General features: G+C 41.1%; 9 protein-coding genes. 8 read left to right on the top strand and 1 reads right to left on the bottom strand.

Annotated elements, in window-relative coordinates; all coding sequences use genetic code 11:
* Positions 1-161 precede the first annotated feature (161 nt).
* The 7 genes from dacB (at position 162) to EV690_RS13250 (ending at position 12,879) form a co-directional block, all read left to right on the top strand.
* Positions 162-1,469, top strand: a complete 1,308-nt coding sequence (dacB, locus tag EV690_RS13280) for a D-alanyl-D-alanine carboxypeptidase/D-alanyl-D-alanine endopeptidase (RefSeq protein ID WP_131913479.1) — start codon at positions 162-164, stop codon at positions 1,467-1,469.
* 241 nt (positions 1,470-1,710) lie between these two features.
* The gene (locus EV690_RS13275; protein WP_131913478.1) at positions 1,711-3,081 is read left to right on the top strand and encodes a sodium-dependent transporter; all 1,371 of its coding nucleotides are present in this window, start codon (positions 1,711-1,713) and stop codon (positions 3,079-3,081) included.
* Between the two features lie 161 nt (positions 3,082-3,242).
* Positions 3,243-5,852, top strand: coding sequence for an aminopeptidase N (pepN, locus tag EV690_RS13270; RefSeq protein ID WP_131913477.1), 2,610 nt, complete (start codon positions 3,243-3,245; stop codon positions 5,850-5,852).
* Positions 5,853-6,011: 159 nt separating this feature from the next.
* Positions 6,012-6,254, top strand: a complete 243-nt coding sequence (locus EV690_RS18755; protein WP_131913476.1) for a DUF2835 family protein — start codon at positions 6,012-6,014, stop codon at positions 6,252-6,254.
* A 132-nt stretch (positions 6,255-6,386) separates the two neighbouring features.
* On the top strand, positions 6,387-11,216 hold the full coding sequence (locus EV690_RS13260; protein WP_411675419.1) for an NAD-glutamate dehydrogenase: 4,830 nt from the start codon (positions 6,387-6,389) through the stop codon (positions 11,214-11,216).
* A gap of 53 nt (positions 11,217-11,269) precedes the next feature.
* Positions 11,270-12,280 (top strand): quinone-dependent dihydroorotate dehydrogenase, encoded by a 1,011-nt coding sequence (gene pyrD / locus EV690_RS13255; RefSeq protein ID WP_131913475.1) that lies wholly within the window; start codon positions 11,270-11,272, stop codon positions 12,278-12,280.
* A gap of 65 nt (positions 12,281-12,345) precedes the next feature.
* Positions 12,346-12,879, top strand: coding sequence for a cell division protein ZapC domain-containing protein (locus EV690_RS13250; RefSeq protein WP_131913474.1), 534 nt, complete (start codon positions 12,346-12,348; stop codon positions 12,877-12,879).
* A gap of 48 nt (positions 12,880-12,927) precedes the next feature.
* Here the strand turns inward: EV690_RS13250 and EV690_RS13245 are convergent, their stop codons facing one another.
* Positions 12,928-14,337: an MATE family efflux transporter gene (locus tag EV690_RS13245; RefSeq protein WP_131913473.1), complete on the bottom strand. Its 1,410-nt coding sequence runs from the start codon at positions 14,335-14,337 to the stop codon at positions 12,928-12,930.
* A gap of 345 nt (positions 14,338-14,682) precedes the next feature.
* Here EV690_RS13245 and thrS point away from each other — a divergent pair, with 345 nt between their 5' ends.
* Positions 14,683-16,608 (top strand): threonine--tRNA ligase, encoded by a 1,926-nt coding sequence (gene thrS, locus EV690_RS13240; protein WP_131913472.1) that lies wholly within the window; start codon positions 14,683-14,685, stop codon positions 16,606-16,608.
* The last annotated feature ends 2 nt before the right edge of the window (positions 16,609-16,610 follow it).

Below are 16,610 nucleotides of genomic sequence, written 5' to 3'. Positions count from 1 at the left end.
ATAAGTTACATATGAGTTAATAGGCAGCTTAGGCTGCCTTTTTTTATGGACTTTGCTAAGCTATCGACCTCATTATTTTTGACTAGGTCAATCTCGTGAATTGGGTATACCGACTTATTACTTTGTTCGTTTCTCTCTCTGGAATTTTCGTAAGTTATGCAATGGAGCCACCGCCAGGATCGTTAGTTCAAACGATTGCTCCTTGGCAAAACAATGCTCATCAGCAATATCTGGTAAAACCAGCTAGTATTACCAAGTTATTAACCGCAACCGCTGCCTGGCAGACTTTAGGTCCAAAATTCGTTTTTAAAACTTCACTTCATTACCGAAAAATTGCAGCCCATCAAGCAGATGTTCAGCTAGTTTTCAGTGGTGATCCAACTTTAAAATTAGATGATTTGATCAACCTAATTGGTCAGCTTAAACGCCTAGGTATTACTCAAATTCGCCATTTTCAGATTGATGATAGCCGTTATGGTGGGCATCAGTGGGGATTAGGGCAGGTTTGGAATGATCATGGCATCTGTTTTGCTGCACCGATCAATGCTGCGATCGTCGATCATAACTGTGTTTTGGGTAATCTGAAGCCAACTGAAATTGGTCAACCGGGCCGGTTATATGTGGCGAGCTTTGCTGGTGTGAGTTTTTCTAATCAGACGATTACAACTAAAACAGAGGATAACTGTGAGCCACTGCATGCTGTTAACAGTGACAATCATTTTCGTCTTTATGGTTGTATTGGAGAAGATCATATAGTATTACCACTGGCCTTCTCAGTTGTAAATGTTCCGGCTTACATCACTGCTTTAGTTAAGAAAATCATGGCGGATGCGCATATTGACTTGGTAGATAAAATTCGATTTGCCAAAGTTATTAAGCCATATCCCAATATGTTTACGCATTCATCTCAACCACTTTCCAAACTATTGCATACCATGTTGAAGCATTCGGATAACGTCATTGCTGATAGCTTGACTAAACAGCTAGCATACGTCACGACAGGTCGCAGTGGTACCTTTAAAGCAGGGGTTAAGGTGATTTGGCAAGTACTGGCAGAGCATCATATTGATCGTGAAAATCAGGTATTGAATGACGGTTCAGGGTTGTCACGCGAAAATTTAATTTACCCTGAGACTGTCTATAAAGTATTACGATTATGGTTAGATAATCCAAAGTTCCATCCCCTTATCGCTAATCTGCCTGTTGCTGGCGTTGATGGTACACTACGTTATCGAAGTAGTGTCATGAGCCCGCCTTTAAGGGGGCATATTATTGCTAAAACTGGTTCAATGAATGGTGTTTCTAATTTGGCCGGTTTTTTGAAAATAAAATCACAGTTAGTGCCATTTGTGATTATGAGTAATCAGGTCAGCAGTTCCAACCCGAATGAAAGTGCGGTAACTATCATGAAAGAAAATGAGACTAAATGGCTTACAAATGGAATGATTCACTATGAGAAGCGTCATTAGCTAATTTTATATTGCATTTTTAAGATAAAATTTGTATAGATTTTACACACAATGACTAATTTATCGAAGGATAAACTAGTCATTTTTTTATACTTGAATTTTTATTCTGACTATTTGGATAGAAATAGTTTAAAATTACAAATAAACCATAAAGAATGCCATGATTGTGTAATTATATGCGATTTTGTGGTTAAATATAGCTGATAATAACGAAATTAATTATAGGAAATATTTTTAGCGCATGAGTAACACAACATCGGTTAATAGTCGTTGGTCTAGCAAACTGACCTATGTTCTTGCCGCTACAGGCTCGGCAGTTGGATTAGGTAATTTATGGAAGTTCCCTTACATCATGGGTGAAAATGGTGGTGGGGCATTTGTTTTGGTTTACCTTTTTTGTGTCCTAGTGATCGGGATTCCGGTCATGATGGCTGAGGTTTATATTGGCAAGCAGGGGCGGGCGACGCCTGCTCATGCCATGGAGAAAGTCGCCAAAGAACATGGACTGAGTCCCAAGTGGTCTTATAACGGGGCTTTAGGAGTCCTTTCCGGATTTTTAATTCTAAGTTTTTATGTTGTGATTGCTGGTTGGGCTGTTGCATACATCTACTATTCTGCAACGGGAGCTATTGGAGCAGCGGATGGCCATTCAGCCGTTATCCAGGGAATTTTTAGTGCGTTACTAGGATCTATTAGTAAGCTGATTTTATTTACATCAATTATTGTGGTTGCTGCAGTTTACTGTTTGGCCAGAGGAGTGAAACGCGGGCTAGAAGCGGCAATTCGTTACATGATGCCAGCTTTATTTATCCTATTGCTGATTGTAATGATTTATTCCTGTGCTACAGGTGATTTCTCTGGAGCTGTAAACTTTATGTTTTATCCAGATTTTAGTAAGTTAAGTTTCGGTGGCTTTATTGTTGCTCTAGGGCACGCATTTTTCACCTTAAGCTTATCTCTCGGTATTATGATTATGTATGGCGCATATTTACCGGAAGGGACATCGATTGCAAAAACATCGATTATTGTTGCTCTGGCTGATACATTGGTTGCCCTCTGTGCTGGGTTAGCTATCTATCCAGTTGTTTTCGCTCATGGAATTGCGCCAGGGGCTGGTCCTGGTCTATTATTCCAATCCCTTCCTATTGCATTTAGTAATATGCCTTTAGGAACAGTGATCTCGACGCTATTCTTCATTATGGTTACTTTCGCTGCATTTACTTCAGTTTTATCTCTATTTGAAGCACCGATTGCGTATTTTGTTGAACGCAAAGGAATGAGCCGAGGCGCGGCGGCTATTTTATGCGGGGTATTGATCTGGCTGCTAAGTTTACTATCTATTTGTGCATTTGCAAAAGTCAGTTGGGCGAGTTTCCATACCCCAATAGGTGATGGCATTTTTAATATTCTCGATTATATTACGGCTAATATTATGCTGCCAGTAGGTGGGTTATTCACTGCTATTTTTGTCGGTTGGCGGTTGAAACCATCGCTTCGCACGTCGAAAAGTTTTGAGATGAAACGTTTCTTTAAGCCTTATGTTGCATGTATTAAATATGTGTCACCAGCAGCAATTGTATTAGTATTTCTAAATGCGATTGGCGTGCTTTAATAAGCTTGTCTCGAAGACTAAAAAACCGGCATCGCGCCGGTTTTTTAGTCTTATTAACGGTGAGAGATCGATATTGTAGAATATTTTGTTGATTTTTAGTTGCTGCCATAAACAGTTTTATTACACTAGGGGGAATGAATTTTTGATAAGGATTAAGATACATGTCTACCCCGGTTGCCAAATATCGCCAAGATTATGTTGCCCCTGCATTTACGACCTCCCACATTGAGTTAGATGTAGTACTGGATGATCATCAAACCAAAGTTACCGCGGTGCTTGATATCAAACAGCTGCGAGTCGGCGAACCACTCCACTTAGATGGTGACAAGTCACTAAAACTCGTTGAACTGCTCGTTGATGGTACACCATATACAGATTATAACCGCGATGATGAAGGTTTAACCATCAATGGGATTGGTTCTTGCCAACTGACGATCATCAATGAAATAGATCCAAAAAATAACACAGCGCTGGAAGGATTATATAAATCGGGTAATGCGTTTTGTACTCAATGCGAAGCCGAAGGCTTCCGTAGAATTACATTTTATCAGGATCGTCCGGACGTTTTAGCTACGTATACTACGCGTGTTGAAGCTGACAAAGCTGGTTATCCATTTTTACTCTCTAATGGGAATAAAATTGAAAGTGGGGAACTTGATAGTGGCCGTCATTGGGTTCGTTGGCAAGACCCATTTCCAAAACCAAGTTACCTATTTGCCTTGGTCGCTGGTGACTTTGATAAGCTTACTGATAGCTTTAAAACCCGCAGTGGTCGTGACGTTGCATTAGAAATCTTTGTCGATAAAGGTCATTTAAACCGAGCTCATCATGCCATGGCATCGCTGAAAAAAGCGATGGCTTGGGATGAAAGTCGATTCAGTCTTGAATACGATCTCGATATCTATATGGTTGTTGCTGTTGATTTCTTCAATATGGGCGCAATGGAAAATAAAGGCCTGAATGTTTTCAACTCAAAATACGTGTTAGCAAGTCCTGATACAGCCACTGATACTGATTATATGGGAATTGAATCTGTTATCGGACATGAATATTTCCATAACTGGACAGGCGATCGTGTAACTTGTCGAGATTGGTTCCAACTATCTCTCAAAGAAGGATTGACGGTTTTCCGTGATCAGGAGTTTAGCTCTGATCTGAATTCTCGAGGCGTGGAACGAATTAATAATGTGCGAATTTTGCGTAGCCATCAGTTTGCTGAGGATGAGGGACCTATGGCGCATCCGATCCGTCCGGAAAAAGTAATCGAGATGAATAACTTCTACACATTGACGGTTTATGAAAAAGGTGCAGAAGTTATCCGTATGATGCACACCTTGTTGGGTGAAGAAAAATTTCAGGCGGGTATGGCACTTTATTTCGAGCGTCATGATGGCCAGGCAGTTACTTGTGATGATTTTGTGCAAGCGATGGAGGATGCCTCAGGTATTGATTTAGGATTATTCCGGCGCTGGTATTCACAATCGGGGACTCCGCAGTTAACTGTGAAAGATCATTATGATCCATCAACGCAGTGTTATGAGTTGACCCTGACCCAGATGACACCGTCAACGGCTGATCAAAGTGAAAAACTGCCATTGCATATTCCGGTCGATATTGAGTTGCTGAGTGCCGATGGTACACCTATCACACTCAAAGGTGCTGAGTCGCAACGGAATAATTCGGTACTTAATTTAACAGATGTTAAACAGACGTTTGTGTTTGAATCGGTTGCGAGTAAACCGACGCCTTGCATACTCCAGCAATTCTCAGCACCGGTTAAATTGTTCTATGATTATAGCGATGAACAGTTGTTACTGATTATTCAGAAAGCAACGGATGAGTTTTGTCGTTGGGATGCGCTACAACAGCTGATCCATAAATATGTTCGTTTGAATGTGACTGCTTATCAGTGTCAAGAAAAGCTGACTGTTCCAGAAGCGTTTGTTGACGTACTCCGTGCAGCCCTGCTTGATCCGGAGTTAGATCCTGCTTTTACCGCATTATTATTTAATTTGCCAAGTACTCGTGAGCTGATTGAGTTATTCGATTGTGCTGATATTGATGCGATTGAAGCCGTGCGATTCTGGTTACAAACTTATATTGCTGAGCAGCTTGAGGATGAAGTCAGTGCGTTAATCACTAAAGCCACGGGGATCGACAAAAATGAGCTTGAAAGTGAACAGATTGGCTGGCGTAGCTTAAAAGCTCAGCTTCTAAAATATGCAGCTTTTCGTAATGAAGCTTTAATTAAGCGCGAATACAATCAGGCTCAGACTATGACAATGACCTTGGCGGCTCTGACCAGTGCCAATCAGGCGCAGCTGGCATGCCGTGATGAGCTAATGCGTGATTTTGAGCAAAAATGGCAGCATGATGGTTTGGTTATGGATAAATGGTTTACGCTCCAGGGAACTTATCCAGGAAATGATGTATTAGAGCGAGTCAAAACACTTATGAATCATCCGAGCTTTAGTCTGAGTAATCCAAACCGTACCCGTTCATTGATTGGCAGTTTCTGTGAAGGTAACCCTGTTGCGTTTCACCGTGAAGATGGGAGTGGTTACGAATTCCTGAGTGATATTTTGCGTCAGCTCAATGAAAGCAATCCGCAAGTAGCGGCGCGATTAGTAACCCCTCTTATCCAGTTTGGTCGCTTGACTAAGAACCATCAAAGCAAGATTAAAGAAGTGTTAACTTCTCTTGCTGATATGGATAATATTAGTCGAGATTTATATGAGAAAATTGATAAAGCCCTGGGGCAGTTCGCTTAATCGTTCGTTAGTTAAAAGGAGCCTTAGGCTCCTTTTTTCGTGATACTGATCGATAAAATAGATGGTTCGATGGTTATAAATTTAATTTTTAAACTTATCGCAAATTAATATGACTTGAGACAAGGTAACCTCTGAAAAGGTCGCTGATCTAGTCGCTTGATGGTGGAACTATCATTAATAATGAAATATTACCGATTCAATATTAGTGTCAGTTATGAAGAATTTTTACAGGTCTATCAAGGCAGCGCTCGATACTTGGTTATAGAAACTGACGAGGGTTTGACCATCAAAACTAATGCTTCAAATTTTTTGCCATTTGTCAGTCAATTGGGGATTAGAGGTTATTTTTGTCTGATAACAGATGACCTGAATAAATTTCATTCACTAGAGCGTATCGCTTGATGCAGTGGCAGCTACCTAAATTACGAATTTTATTTGTTTTTCCAGATAAATATTGTGGATCTACTTCTATATTTAATGTGGGTCCGTTTCTATATTTAATAAAGCCGTTCGTATTCCGAAGTAAGGATCACAATGATGACCAGAATGCATGTTTCGTCTGTATTACTTGAAAAAGTTTATTCTATAGTGGCTCAAAAGTTGGATGAGCGAGAGGCCGTAATTGCTCAACAATTCATGGCACAGATGTTTGATGGGCTGTCATCCCAAGATTTAGTGCATCATAGTGACAGTGATTTGTACGGAATGGGGATCAATCTATGGAATGCGCTGCAAGATTCAACTGTCGATAAAACTCACATCTATGTTTTTAATCCTGAATTATCAAGACATGGTTGGCAGTCACCTCATACGATCATTGAAGTAGTTGTCAAAGACCGGCCTTTTTTAGTGGATTCTATTCGGATGGCGCTCAATCGAGTTGGGGTGAACGTTCATCTATTTTTGCATGAGCCTCTAGCGGTTGAGCGAGCTAAATCGGGGGAAATCGAATTAATTGCCAAAACACACCAACGCAAAGATATTCCGCATCAGACTGCGTTTTTAATCGAAATTGATCGGCAAACATCAAAAGATGCACTTGCTCGTCTTAAAGATGAAATTGACCAAGTGTTAACTGAGATTGCATTGGTGGTTGACGATTGGCAATCCATGCATAAAAAACTATTAGAAGTGTGTGATGATTTAGCTGCCGAGGGCAAAAAGCAGAATCTTGACTTCACTCAACCCATTGATTTTCTAAAATGGTTAAGTGACGATAATTTCACATTTATTGGTTATCGATTTTATTCTCTAACTCCCGTAAGAGGTGATTATCATCTGGAACCTTCGGGAGATGAAAAATATGGGATTTTCCGCGGCGATATAGAAACCCGCACGGTATCTTTATCATCTGTTCCTGAAGAAGCCCGTTTTTTAGCTTTGAATAATGATCCGTTGTTACTCAATAAGAGTCGCTTTAAGTCACGAATCCATCGTCCAGCTTATATTGATCACATCGGTGTCAAAGCGTTTGATAAAAATAATAATGTCATTGGTGAGCACCGTTTTATAGGGCTGTATGCCTCGGTTATTTATAACCACAGTGTGATGGGGATTCCGCTGATTAACCAAAAAGTGAAGCGGATAATGGAGCAGTCCGGATTTGCTCAAGGCTCACATGCATATAAAGCACTAATGAACTTTATTGAGACCTATCCGCGTGACGAACTGATTCAAGAAAGTGAAGATGAGTTACTCGAAACAGGGACTGAAGTTTTCCAGATCCAAGAGCGGGATCAAGTTAAACTGTTTGTGCGCAGAGATGTCTATGGACGATTTTATTCGTGCTTGGTGTATACCACTAAAGATCGTTTTAACACGGCATTTCGTCAGCAAACCCAAAGCATTTTAAAAAGTTATTTTAACGGCGTGGGAGATGTCGAGTTTTCGACTTACTTTACCGAGGGCGCATTAGCCCGAACTCATTATCTCGTGCGTGTTGAGCAACCAAGAGAAAACGTAAACAAAGCAGAACTGGAGCAGAATTTGATCGAAGCCGCCCGCAATTGGGATGATAAATTAATTGACTCATTGAGTGCTAATTTTGGCGAAGATGATGCCCAGCGATTGGCTCATCGCTACCAATCGGCATTCCCTCGTTCCTATAAAGAATCGGTTATGCCGGGGTCGGCTGTTGCAGATATTATTGAGTTAGAGCAGCTACAATCAGAACAGCAACTTGGGATGATTTTCTACCGAGCTCAGGAGCAAAAACGTAGTAGTAGTTTACTCAATCTTAAACTATTCCATTATGGGGCTCCGCTGTTTTTATCTGATATTTTGCCTATGCTCGAAAATATGGGGCTTAGAATTATCGGTGAGTCACCTTATCGAATCCAAACCAGTGACGATAAAGATTACTGGATTTTAGAATTCACTATGTTTTATTCGGGGTCCCAAGAACTCGACTTGGAGTTGTGCCGGGATAATTTCCAAGATGCCTTGTCGAATGTATGGTCAGGCGATATCGAAAACGATGGGTTTAATAGACTGGTTTTAAGGGCTGGTTTGACTGGGCGCAATGTTGCAATATTACGCGCCTATGCCAAGTACATGCGCCAAATCGGCTCTAATTTTAGTCAGCAATATATTGAAGAAACGCTAGGCCGATATGCTGAAATAGCGGCAATGTTAGTGAATCTATTCCATAGCCGCTTTTGCCCGGAACGAGTCGATGCAGAAACAGAAAAAACCTTACATGAACAGATTATCGCGGCTCTCGAGCAGGTCGAGAATCTAGATGATGATCGTATCATTAGACGCTTCTTAGAACTGATCGAAGCGACGATCCGAACTAACTATTATCAAGATAATCAGCAAAAATCATATATATCATTTAAATTCTTACCGGCAAATATTACGGAGATGCCTGAACCTCGGCCGAAATTTGAAATTTTTGTCTATTCTCCCAAAGTAGAGGGGATCCATTTGCGGGCTGGCAAGGTTGCTCGAGGAGGACTGCGTTGGTCTGATCGGCGCGAAGATTTCAGGACCGAGATACTAGGATTAGTAAAAGCGCAGCAAGTTAAAAACACGGTCATTGTTCCTGTAGGGGCCAAGGGGGGATTTGTTTGCAAACAATTACCGGATATCTCTGATAGAGATGCTTGGTTGAAGGAAGGCAAATCTTGCTATCGAATATTCATCCGTGGGTTGTTAGATATTACCGATAACATTGTCTCAGGAGAGAGTGTCCATCCGGATAATGTAATCTGTTTAGATGAGTTAGATCCCTATCTGGTCGTTGCTGCCGATAAAGGGACTGCGACTTTTTCGGATATTGCTAATGAAATTAGTTCAAGTTATAACTTTTGGATGGGTGATGCGTTTGCTTCAGGCGGAAGTCATGGCTATGACCACAAAGGGATGGGGATTACGGCTAAAGGCGCATGGGAATCGGTAGAAAGACATTTCCGTGAATTAGGTAAGGATTGCCAAAAAGAACCATTTACTTGCGTGGGTATCGGGGACATGGCTGGAGATGTTTTTGGTAACGGTATGTTGTTATCTAAGCAGACGAAACTCTTGGCTGCATTTAACCACATGCATATATTTATCGATCCAACACCGGATCCAGTAAGTTCCTTTGCTGAGCGTCAGCGCTTGTTTAACTTACCGCGTTCGAGCTGGGATGATTATGATCGGAGTCTGATATCAAAGGGAGGCGGAATATTTTTGCGATCAGCTAAGTCCATTAGCTTAACACCGCAAATGCAAAAAGCCTTAGGCTGTCAAAGTAAGAAATTAACGCCAAATGATTTGATCAAAGTGATCTTAACTGCTCCGGTTGACTTACTTTGGAATGGCGGAATCGGTACTTACATTAAGTCCTCTAAAGAGAGTAATAGTGACGTTGGTGATAGAACGAATGACCCACTGAGGATAGATGGGAAAGACGTTCGGGCCAAAATTATCGCAGAGGGAGGCAACCTAGGGGTTACCCAATTAGGGCGGATCGAATTTGCGCTTAATGGTGGTTATGTGAATACCGACTTTACTGATAACGTCGGGGGCGTTAACTGTTCTGATAATGAAGTTAACATCAAAATATTGCTGAACGCATTGGTTAGCAATGGTGACCTCACAGAAAAACAGCGTAATTCAATGCTGGTGAAAATGACCGATGATGTGGCAGCTATCGTTCTAAAAAATGCGTATCGTCAGAGTCAAACGATTAGCATTACAGACGCGCTAGGTCAGGGAATTAGCAAAGAGAATATCCGGTTCATTCACGAATTAGAACGTGATGGGTTGCTCAACCGTCAGTTAGAATATTTGCCTAATGATGATGAATTAAGTGAACGTATCGCCGCCAACATCGGACTTACTCGACCAGAAATGGCGATTTTAGTGGCGTATGCGAAAATGGTGCTGAAAGAACAGCTTAATACTCCTGAGTTGAATGACGATCCCTACTTTTCACAGGTTCTAAACGAAGCATTTCCCTCACTACTAAGAAAAAAATATGCTACGCAAATGGAGAGTCATCCTCTGCGCAACGAAATTATTGCGACGCGATTGGCGAATCAGTTAGTTGATGATATGGGCTTTAATTTTGTTGCAAGGTTGAAAGATGATACCGGTGCGAGTGCCGTGGAAATTTGTATTTGCTACATCATGAGCCGTGAAATATTTAAAACGAGTGAGTTATTTACAGCGATCGAAACGTTAGATAATAAGGTTGAAGCCAAACTTCAATTGCAATTGATGGGTAGTGTTCGGGGGCTGATGCGCCGAGCTGTGCGGCGTTTCTTGCGTCAGCGTAATCGTAAGTTGACGATTAATGAACAGATTGCGCGTTATCGAGGTGTGCATCAAACGTTACTTGAGTTAATGGATGACGCATTGGTTCCTGAAGAAGTGAAAGAAATCCAAGATCTTGTCAATGATTGGCATTCACAAGGTGTACCTGAAGATATTGCTCGGCAAGTTGCAGAGCTAAGTTCCATCTTTGCTTGTCTAGATATTGCTGAAATCAGTGAACAAGTTCAAAGCTCGGATTTCTATGTAGCTGATTTGTATTTTAGTTTGGGAGCTAAAATGGGGCTGCATTGGTTCCTCAATGAAATTCTAGTGTTGCCAGTGGATAATCACTGGCAGGCATTAGCTAGATCATCGTTTCGTGAAGAGCTCGATTGGCAGCAACGCGTATTAGCGACACATACGATACGTTGGCTTGAGCAGAAGCATCTTGAAGCTGATCCAGGAGTTGATGATTGGATGAATGCACACACTCAAATTATTGGACGTTGGCAGCACATGTTGGCTGATTTTAAGACATCAAACACACATGAATTTGCTAAATTTTCAGTATTATTGCGTGAACTCAATTTATTGAATTTAAACTGCGCTGATTTCAGGTAAACTATGCCCCCCGAAGCCCCGCACCTTCGGGGGATGACCTTAAGGGAGTTCCAATGTATTATCCACTGGCAAAAAGTTTACTGTTTCAACTCAACCCAGAACGAGCACATGATGTTATTCTGGCAGCATTTAAGGCCACCGGGCGTACCCCTGTGAGTTATCTGTATCGGCAGGTAATAGAACACGCGCCTATTCATTTAATGGGAATCGATTTTCCGAATCCAGTCGGGCTGGCTGCAGGGCTAGATAAAAATGGCGAATGTCTAGATGCATTTGCAGCTATGGGATTTGGTTATTTAGAGGTGGGAACAGTGACTCCTAAACCTCAGGATGGAAATGATAAGCCCCGTATCTTTCGGTTAGTTGATGCCGAAGGCATTATCAATCGAATGGGATTTAATAATAAAGGGATTGATCATTTGATCGAACAGATCAAAAGATCAAATTATAAAGGCGTCCTAGGAATTAATATTGGTAAAAATTTCACCACTCCTGTAGAAAAAGGAAAGGATGATTATCTTATTTGCTTAGAAAAGGCGTATCCTTATGCTTCTTATATTGCAATTAACATTTCTAGCCCTAACACCCCGGGGCTGCGGACACTGCAATATGGTGAAGCTTTAGATGATTTATTAAGTAGTCTTGATAATAAACGTGAAGAGTTAGCGAAACAATTAGGCGTGCGTAAGCCATTAGTCGTTAAAATAGCGCCTGATCTGACCGATCAAGAATTGGAGCAGATCGCCGATAGCCTGCTTACTCATCATATCGATGGAGTGATTGCAACCAACACAACTATCGATAGAAGTATGGTTGAAGGAATGCGCTATAGCAATGAGCAAGGCGGATTAAGTGGTCGACCTTTGCAAATGCCTTCGACTATTATTATTAAAAAATTACATCACTATTTAAATAACCAAATTCCAATTATTGGTGTTGGAGGGATTGATTCAGCAATGGCTGCAAAAGAAAAAATAAATGCAGGCGCTCAGTTAGTCCAAATTTATAGTGGATTCATTTATCGTGGACCAGAATTAATCCATCAAATTTGCCAAGCAATATAAATTTTTGTTGAATATTCAACTAAAATGAAATATACCTAACGCATACTTTTAATAAAGGTTGGGATATGTTGTTGCACCCGAATAAAAATTGGCATTGGTTGTTTGACTCTAAATTACAGCGGATGACGTTGTTGCTTGGAGAACAGATGCAGTTTGTCAGTGAACTTGAGGGACGCAAGATGAGTTCGGCTGCTTCACAAGCTGGAGAGTTTACTTGTGAGCAGACTCAGGATTACCTTTATTTACTAGAGGTTTTAGAAGGGATTGATTGGCCTGACCCGATTAAAGTTCAGACAGCACTGAATGCATTGACCATGAAGTATTATCATAAACCAATGATGCCTCAAAGTTGGTTTTTTGTGCAGGGTAGTGAGATGCAGCCTTGCCAATTTGGTGAATTGATCCAACTGAAAACCCAAAAATCTTTGGCTTGGTTTATGGTGGTTGAAGCTGAACCTACTTCGGCGCTTTGTATGTACCTTGATAAGGAACTTTGGCTCAGTGATGCAAAATCGATGAGTCAATTTGATGTGATCAAGGTGATGCGTGACCGCATTATTGAGCCCGAAAGTGTAAAGCAGTATGCGCGGGCCGTTTAGGGTACCGCTAGGATAAAAATACCTACCGAATCTGGTAGGTATTTTTATTTAAATGCTGGTACTGGTTTGTATTGTTTGACGAAGTTTACCGTTTATGGGTGGGTTCCATTTTTCATAATGATGGCTCAATCGCCAAAATCGAATAAGCAACATGACTGCTGCACAGCTTAAGCCGAACACAAATGCGAGCCAAAATCCTATAGCACCTAGTGGCTCTGGCGTTAACCATTCAGTCATTCCCAATATGCAACCACTGCCCAAACCAATTGGCCAATAGCTAATAAATGTAATCCATAACACACTGCGGGTATCTTGGTAGCCTCTTAATACTCCAGCAGTAACGACTTGCAGAGCATCAGATAGCTGAAATGCAGCCCCAACGAGTAATAATCGAATTGCAATTGCTTGAACTTGATGATTATTGGTATAAAGTGCCACAATTTGTGGTCGCAATAGCCAAGTAAGTGTTGCGGTAACAAGTGCAATGAGTAGGCACAGGCCTATTCCTAAGAGCCCGATCTTGCGAGCTTTTTCTAATTGCCGTTCTCCGAGTAGATGGCCTATTCGGATTGTCATCGTCATCCCAATACTTAAAGGCACCATAAATATGACACCGATAAAATTGATAGCGATTTGATGTGCCGCGACAGTATTCGTCCCAAATGGCGCCATAAGAATCGTAATGACTGAAAATAGACTTGTCTCAAAGAAAATGGAAAATGCAATAGGGATCCCGAGTTTAGCGATGGCTAAGATCCGATCTTGGCGCGGCTTTATCCGGATATGTAACAGCTTTAATGGCTTATAACGTTTACAGCAATAGACATAAATAGCCAGACTGATAGCCATAAAAGTAAATACAAGCGCCGTTGCTACGCCACAACCTGCACCACCTAGTTTGGGCATGCCGTACAAACCATGGATAAAAATATAGTTAATAGGAACATTGAGAAGAATCCCAATTAAACCAAATACCATAATGATACGGGTATTGCCAACGCCTTCGTTAATCCCTCGCCATGCTTGATAAAAACAAGCCCCAAAGATCCCCCAAGATAGAAAATCAATGTATTCATTGGCCAAATAAATTAAGCGCTGATCATGACTCATCAGCGCGCAGAGATGATATAGCTGCGTTGAAATTAATTTCGCGAAGATACTGAGTACTAAAGCTAACCATAGAGACTGCATTAGCGTGCGACGAATATACCGGTATCGTTTAGCGCCATAATGGTTAGCTATGATTGGTGTAACTGCTAATAACGTTCCTTGGCAGAAGAAAATAAGCGGCATAATTAGACTGCTTCCCAAAGCAACTGCAGCGAGGTCAGTTGCACTGACCTGACCGGCCATGAGTGTATCGACAACACTCATTCCCATCATAATTAGCTGAGTGACTAAAATAGGAAAAGCGAGTTTAATTAAACGCACCATTTCTTGTTTATAGAAACGCTTCATAACAACACAATATTATTCTTAAAATTATTTGGATCTGTAGAGGGTACATTCTTTTGAATGATAATACGACTTTATTTGTTTTGTTGAGTTTTAGCGAAATGATCAACTTATCTTAAGTACAATTTCATGTTCTTAACACTTTGATTAGACACGTTAAAAACTAAAATTAGATTGCTTAAATAGTCATTATTTCCATTTGAGTTTATGGGTTGGTTCCGTTACGATTAGCATCATTGTCCGATAGTAACGGACAAGCTCACAAAATTTACTTTCAAATCTATAAATAAATTCATATTTGCATGTGATGTTTGGTAGGCGTCACCACTGTGAATGTAAGGAATCATTATGCCAGTTATTACGCTTCCTGACGGAAGCCAGCGTCAGTTCGATAATCCAGTCTCAATCGCTGAAATCGCATCCAGTATCGGTGCCGGTTTAGCTAAAGCATGTATTGCAGGTCGAGTAAACGGCCAACGAGTTGATGCTTGCGATACAGTCAGTGACGATGCGAAAGTCGAGATTATTACAGCGAAAGATGAAGACGGTCTAGAAATTATTCGTCACTCTTGTGCGCACTTGTTGGGGCATGCAATTAAACAATTATGGCCCGATGTGAAAATGGCCATCGGCCCAACTATCGACAAAGGATTTTATTACGATGTCGATATGGAACATTCGCTGACGCAGGATGATCTGGAAACGTTAGAAAAGCGCATGAAAGAGTTAGCTAAAACTAACTATGAAGTGATTAAAGAAAAAGTTTCGGTAGATGAAGCAAAGCGTGTGTTTAGTGAACGCAATGAGCCTTACAAATTAGAAATTATCGAAGGCATCGATCCCAGCGACCGTCCAGGTTTATATCATCACATGGAATATGTGGATATGTGTCGTGGCCCTCATGTACCTAATATGCGTTTCTGTCAAAATTTTAGATTGATGAAAGTGGCTGGAGCATATTGGCGTGGTGACAGTAACAATAAAATGTTGCAACGGATCTACGGGACTGCTTGGGCTGATAAAAAACAGCTTAAAGTTTATCTGACACAACTTGAAGAAGCAGCCAAACGAGACCATCGGAAAGTCGGAAAAGCTCTGGATCTGTTCCACTGGCAAGAAGAAGCACCAGGCATGGTTTTTTGGCATAATGATGGTTGGACCATTTTCCGTGAACTGGAAAAATTTGTTCGTGAAAAACTAGGTGAATATGATTATCAAGAAGTGAAAGCACCGATGATCATGGATCGTGTATTGTGGGAACGTTCTGGTCACTGGGATAAATATGCTGAAAACATGTTTACCACGAATTCAGAAAATCGTGAATACGCGATTAAACCAATGAACTGCCCAGGCCATATCCAGATTTTTAACCAGGGACTTAAATCATATCGTGATTTGCCGCTGCGAATGGCTGAATTTGGGAGTTGTCACAGGAACGAACCATCCGGAGCTCTGCATGGGTTAATGCGGGTGCGCGGTTTCACACAAGATGATGCCCATATTTTCTGTACAGAAGATCAAATACAAGACGAGGTCTCCTCATGTATTAAAATGGTTTACGACATGTACAGTACTTTTGGCTTCGATAAAATTGCTGTCAAACTGTCAACTCGTCCAGAAAAACGAGTCGGGAGTGATGAAATCTGGGATAAAGCTGAAAATGCACTGAAAGATTCGTTAGTGCATAATCAACTTGAATATGAGATTCAACCTGGCGAAGGTGCGTTTTACGGGCCTAAGATTGAATTTACTCTATATGATTGTTTGGACAGGGCATGGCAGTGTGGTACAATTCAGTTAGATTTCTCAATGCCTGGGCGTTTGGGAGCATCTTACGTCGCTGAAAGTAACGAACGTAAGGTTCCGGTGATGATTCACCGTGCTATATTAGGTTCTTTAGAACGTTTCTTTGGTATCTTAACTGAAGAATATATTGGCTTCTTCCCGGTATGGCTTGCGCCAACTCAGGTCGTTGTAATGAATATTACGGATAATCAGGCTGATTTTGTCAAACAGACTGTAGCTGCGCTTAAGGAAGCTGGAATTCGCGCGTCTGCAGATTTTAGAAATGAAAAAATTGGTTTTAAAATCCGGGAACATACGCTAAAACGGGTACCCTACTTACTAGTCATTGGTGACAAAGAAGTAGAAGCGCAAGAAGTTGCAGTTCGTACTCGTAAGGGCGTCGATTTAGGTAAAATGAAAGTCGCTGATTTTATTCATCAAGTGCGTACCGAAATCGACAACCGTGTGATAACAATGTCGGAGGAATAAGT

The sequence above is a fragment of the Celerinatantimonas diazotrophica genome (assembly GCF_004339545.1).
GTDB lineage: Bacteria > Pseudomonadota > Gammaproteobacteria > Enterobacterales > Celerinatantimonadaceae > Celerinatantimonas > Celerinatantimonas diazotrophica.
Note: the sequence above shows the minus strand (reverse complement) of the source record. Positions and strands in the feature narration are given on the sequence as shown.

What these genes read in the sequence shown, in the direction of transcription:
- dacB (WP_131913479.1), top strand. Translation starts at nt 162, where the DNA reads ATGGAGCCACCGCCAGGATCGTTAGTTCAAACGATTGCTCCTTGGCAA.
- EV690_RS13275 (WP_131913478.1), top strand. Translation starts at nt 1,711, where the DNA reads ATGAGTAACACAACATCGGTTAATAGTCGTTGGTCTAGCAAACTGACC.
- pepN (WP_131913477.1), top strand. Translation starts at nt 3,243, where the DNA reads ATGTCTACCCCGGTTGCCAAATATCGCCAAGATTATGTTGCCCCTGCA.
- EV690_RS18755 (WP_131913476.1), top strand. Translation starts at nt 6,012, where the DNA reads ATGGTGGAACTATCATTAATAATGAAATATTACCGATTCAATATTAGT.
- EV690_RS13260 (WP_411675419.1), top strand. Translation starts at nt 6,387, where the DNA reads ATGATGACCAGAATGCATGTTTCGTCTGTATTACTTGAAAAAGTTTAT.
- pyrD (WP_131913475.1), top strand. Translation starts at nt 11,270, where the DNA reads ATGTATTATCCACTGGCAAAAAGTTTACTGTTTCAACTCAACCCAGAA.
- EV690_RS13250 (WP_131913474.1), top strand. Translation starts at nt 12,346, where the DNA reads ATGTTGTTGCACCCGAATAAAAATTGGCATTGGTTGTTTGACTCTAAA.
- EV690_RS13245 (WP_131913473.1), bottom strand. Translation starts at nt 14,337, where the DNA reads ATGAAGCGTTTCTATAAACAAGAAATGGTGCGTTTAATTAAACTCGCT.
- thrS (WP_131913472.1), top strand. Translation starts at nt 14,683, where the DNA reads ATGCCAGTTATTACGCTTCCTGACGGAAGCCAGCGTCAGTTCGATAAT.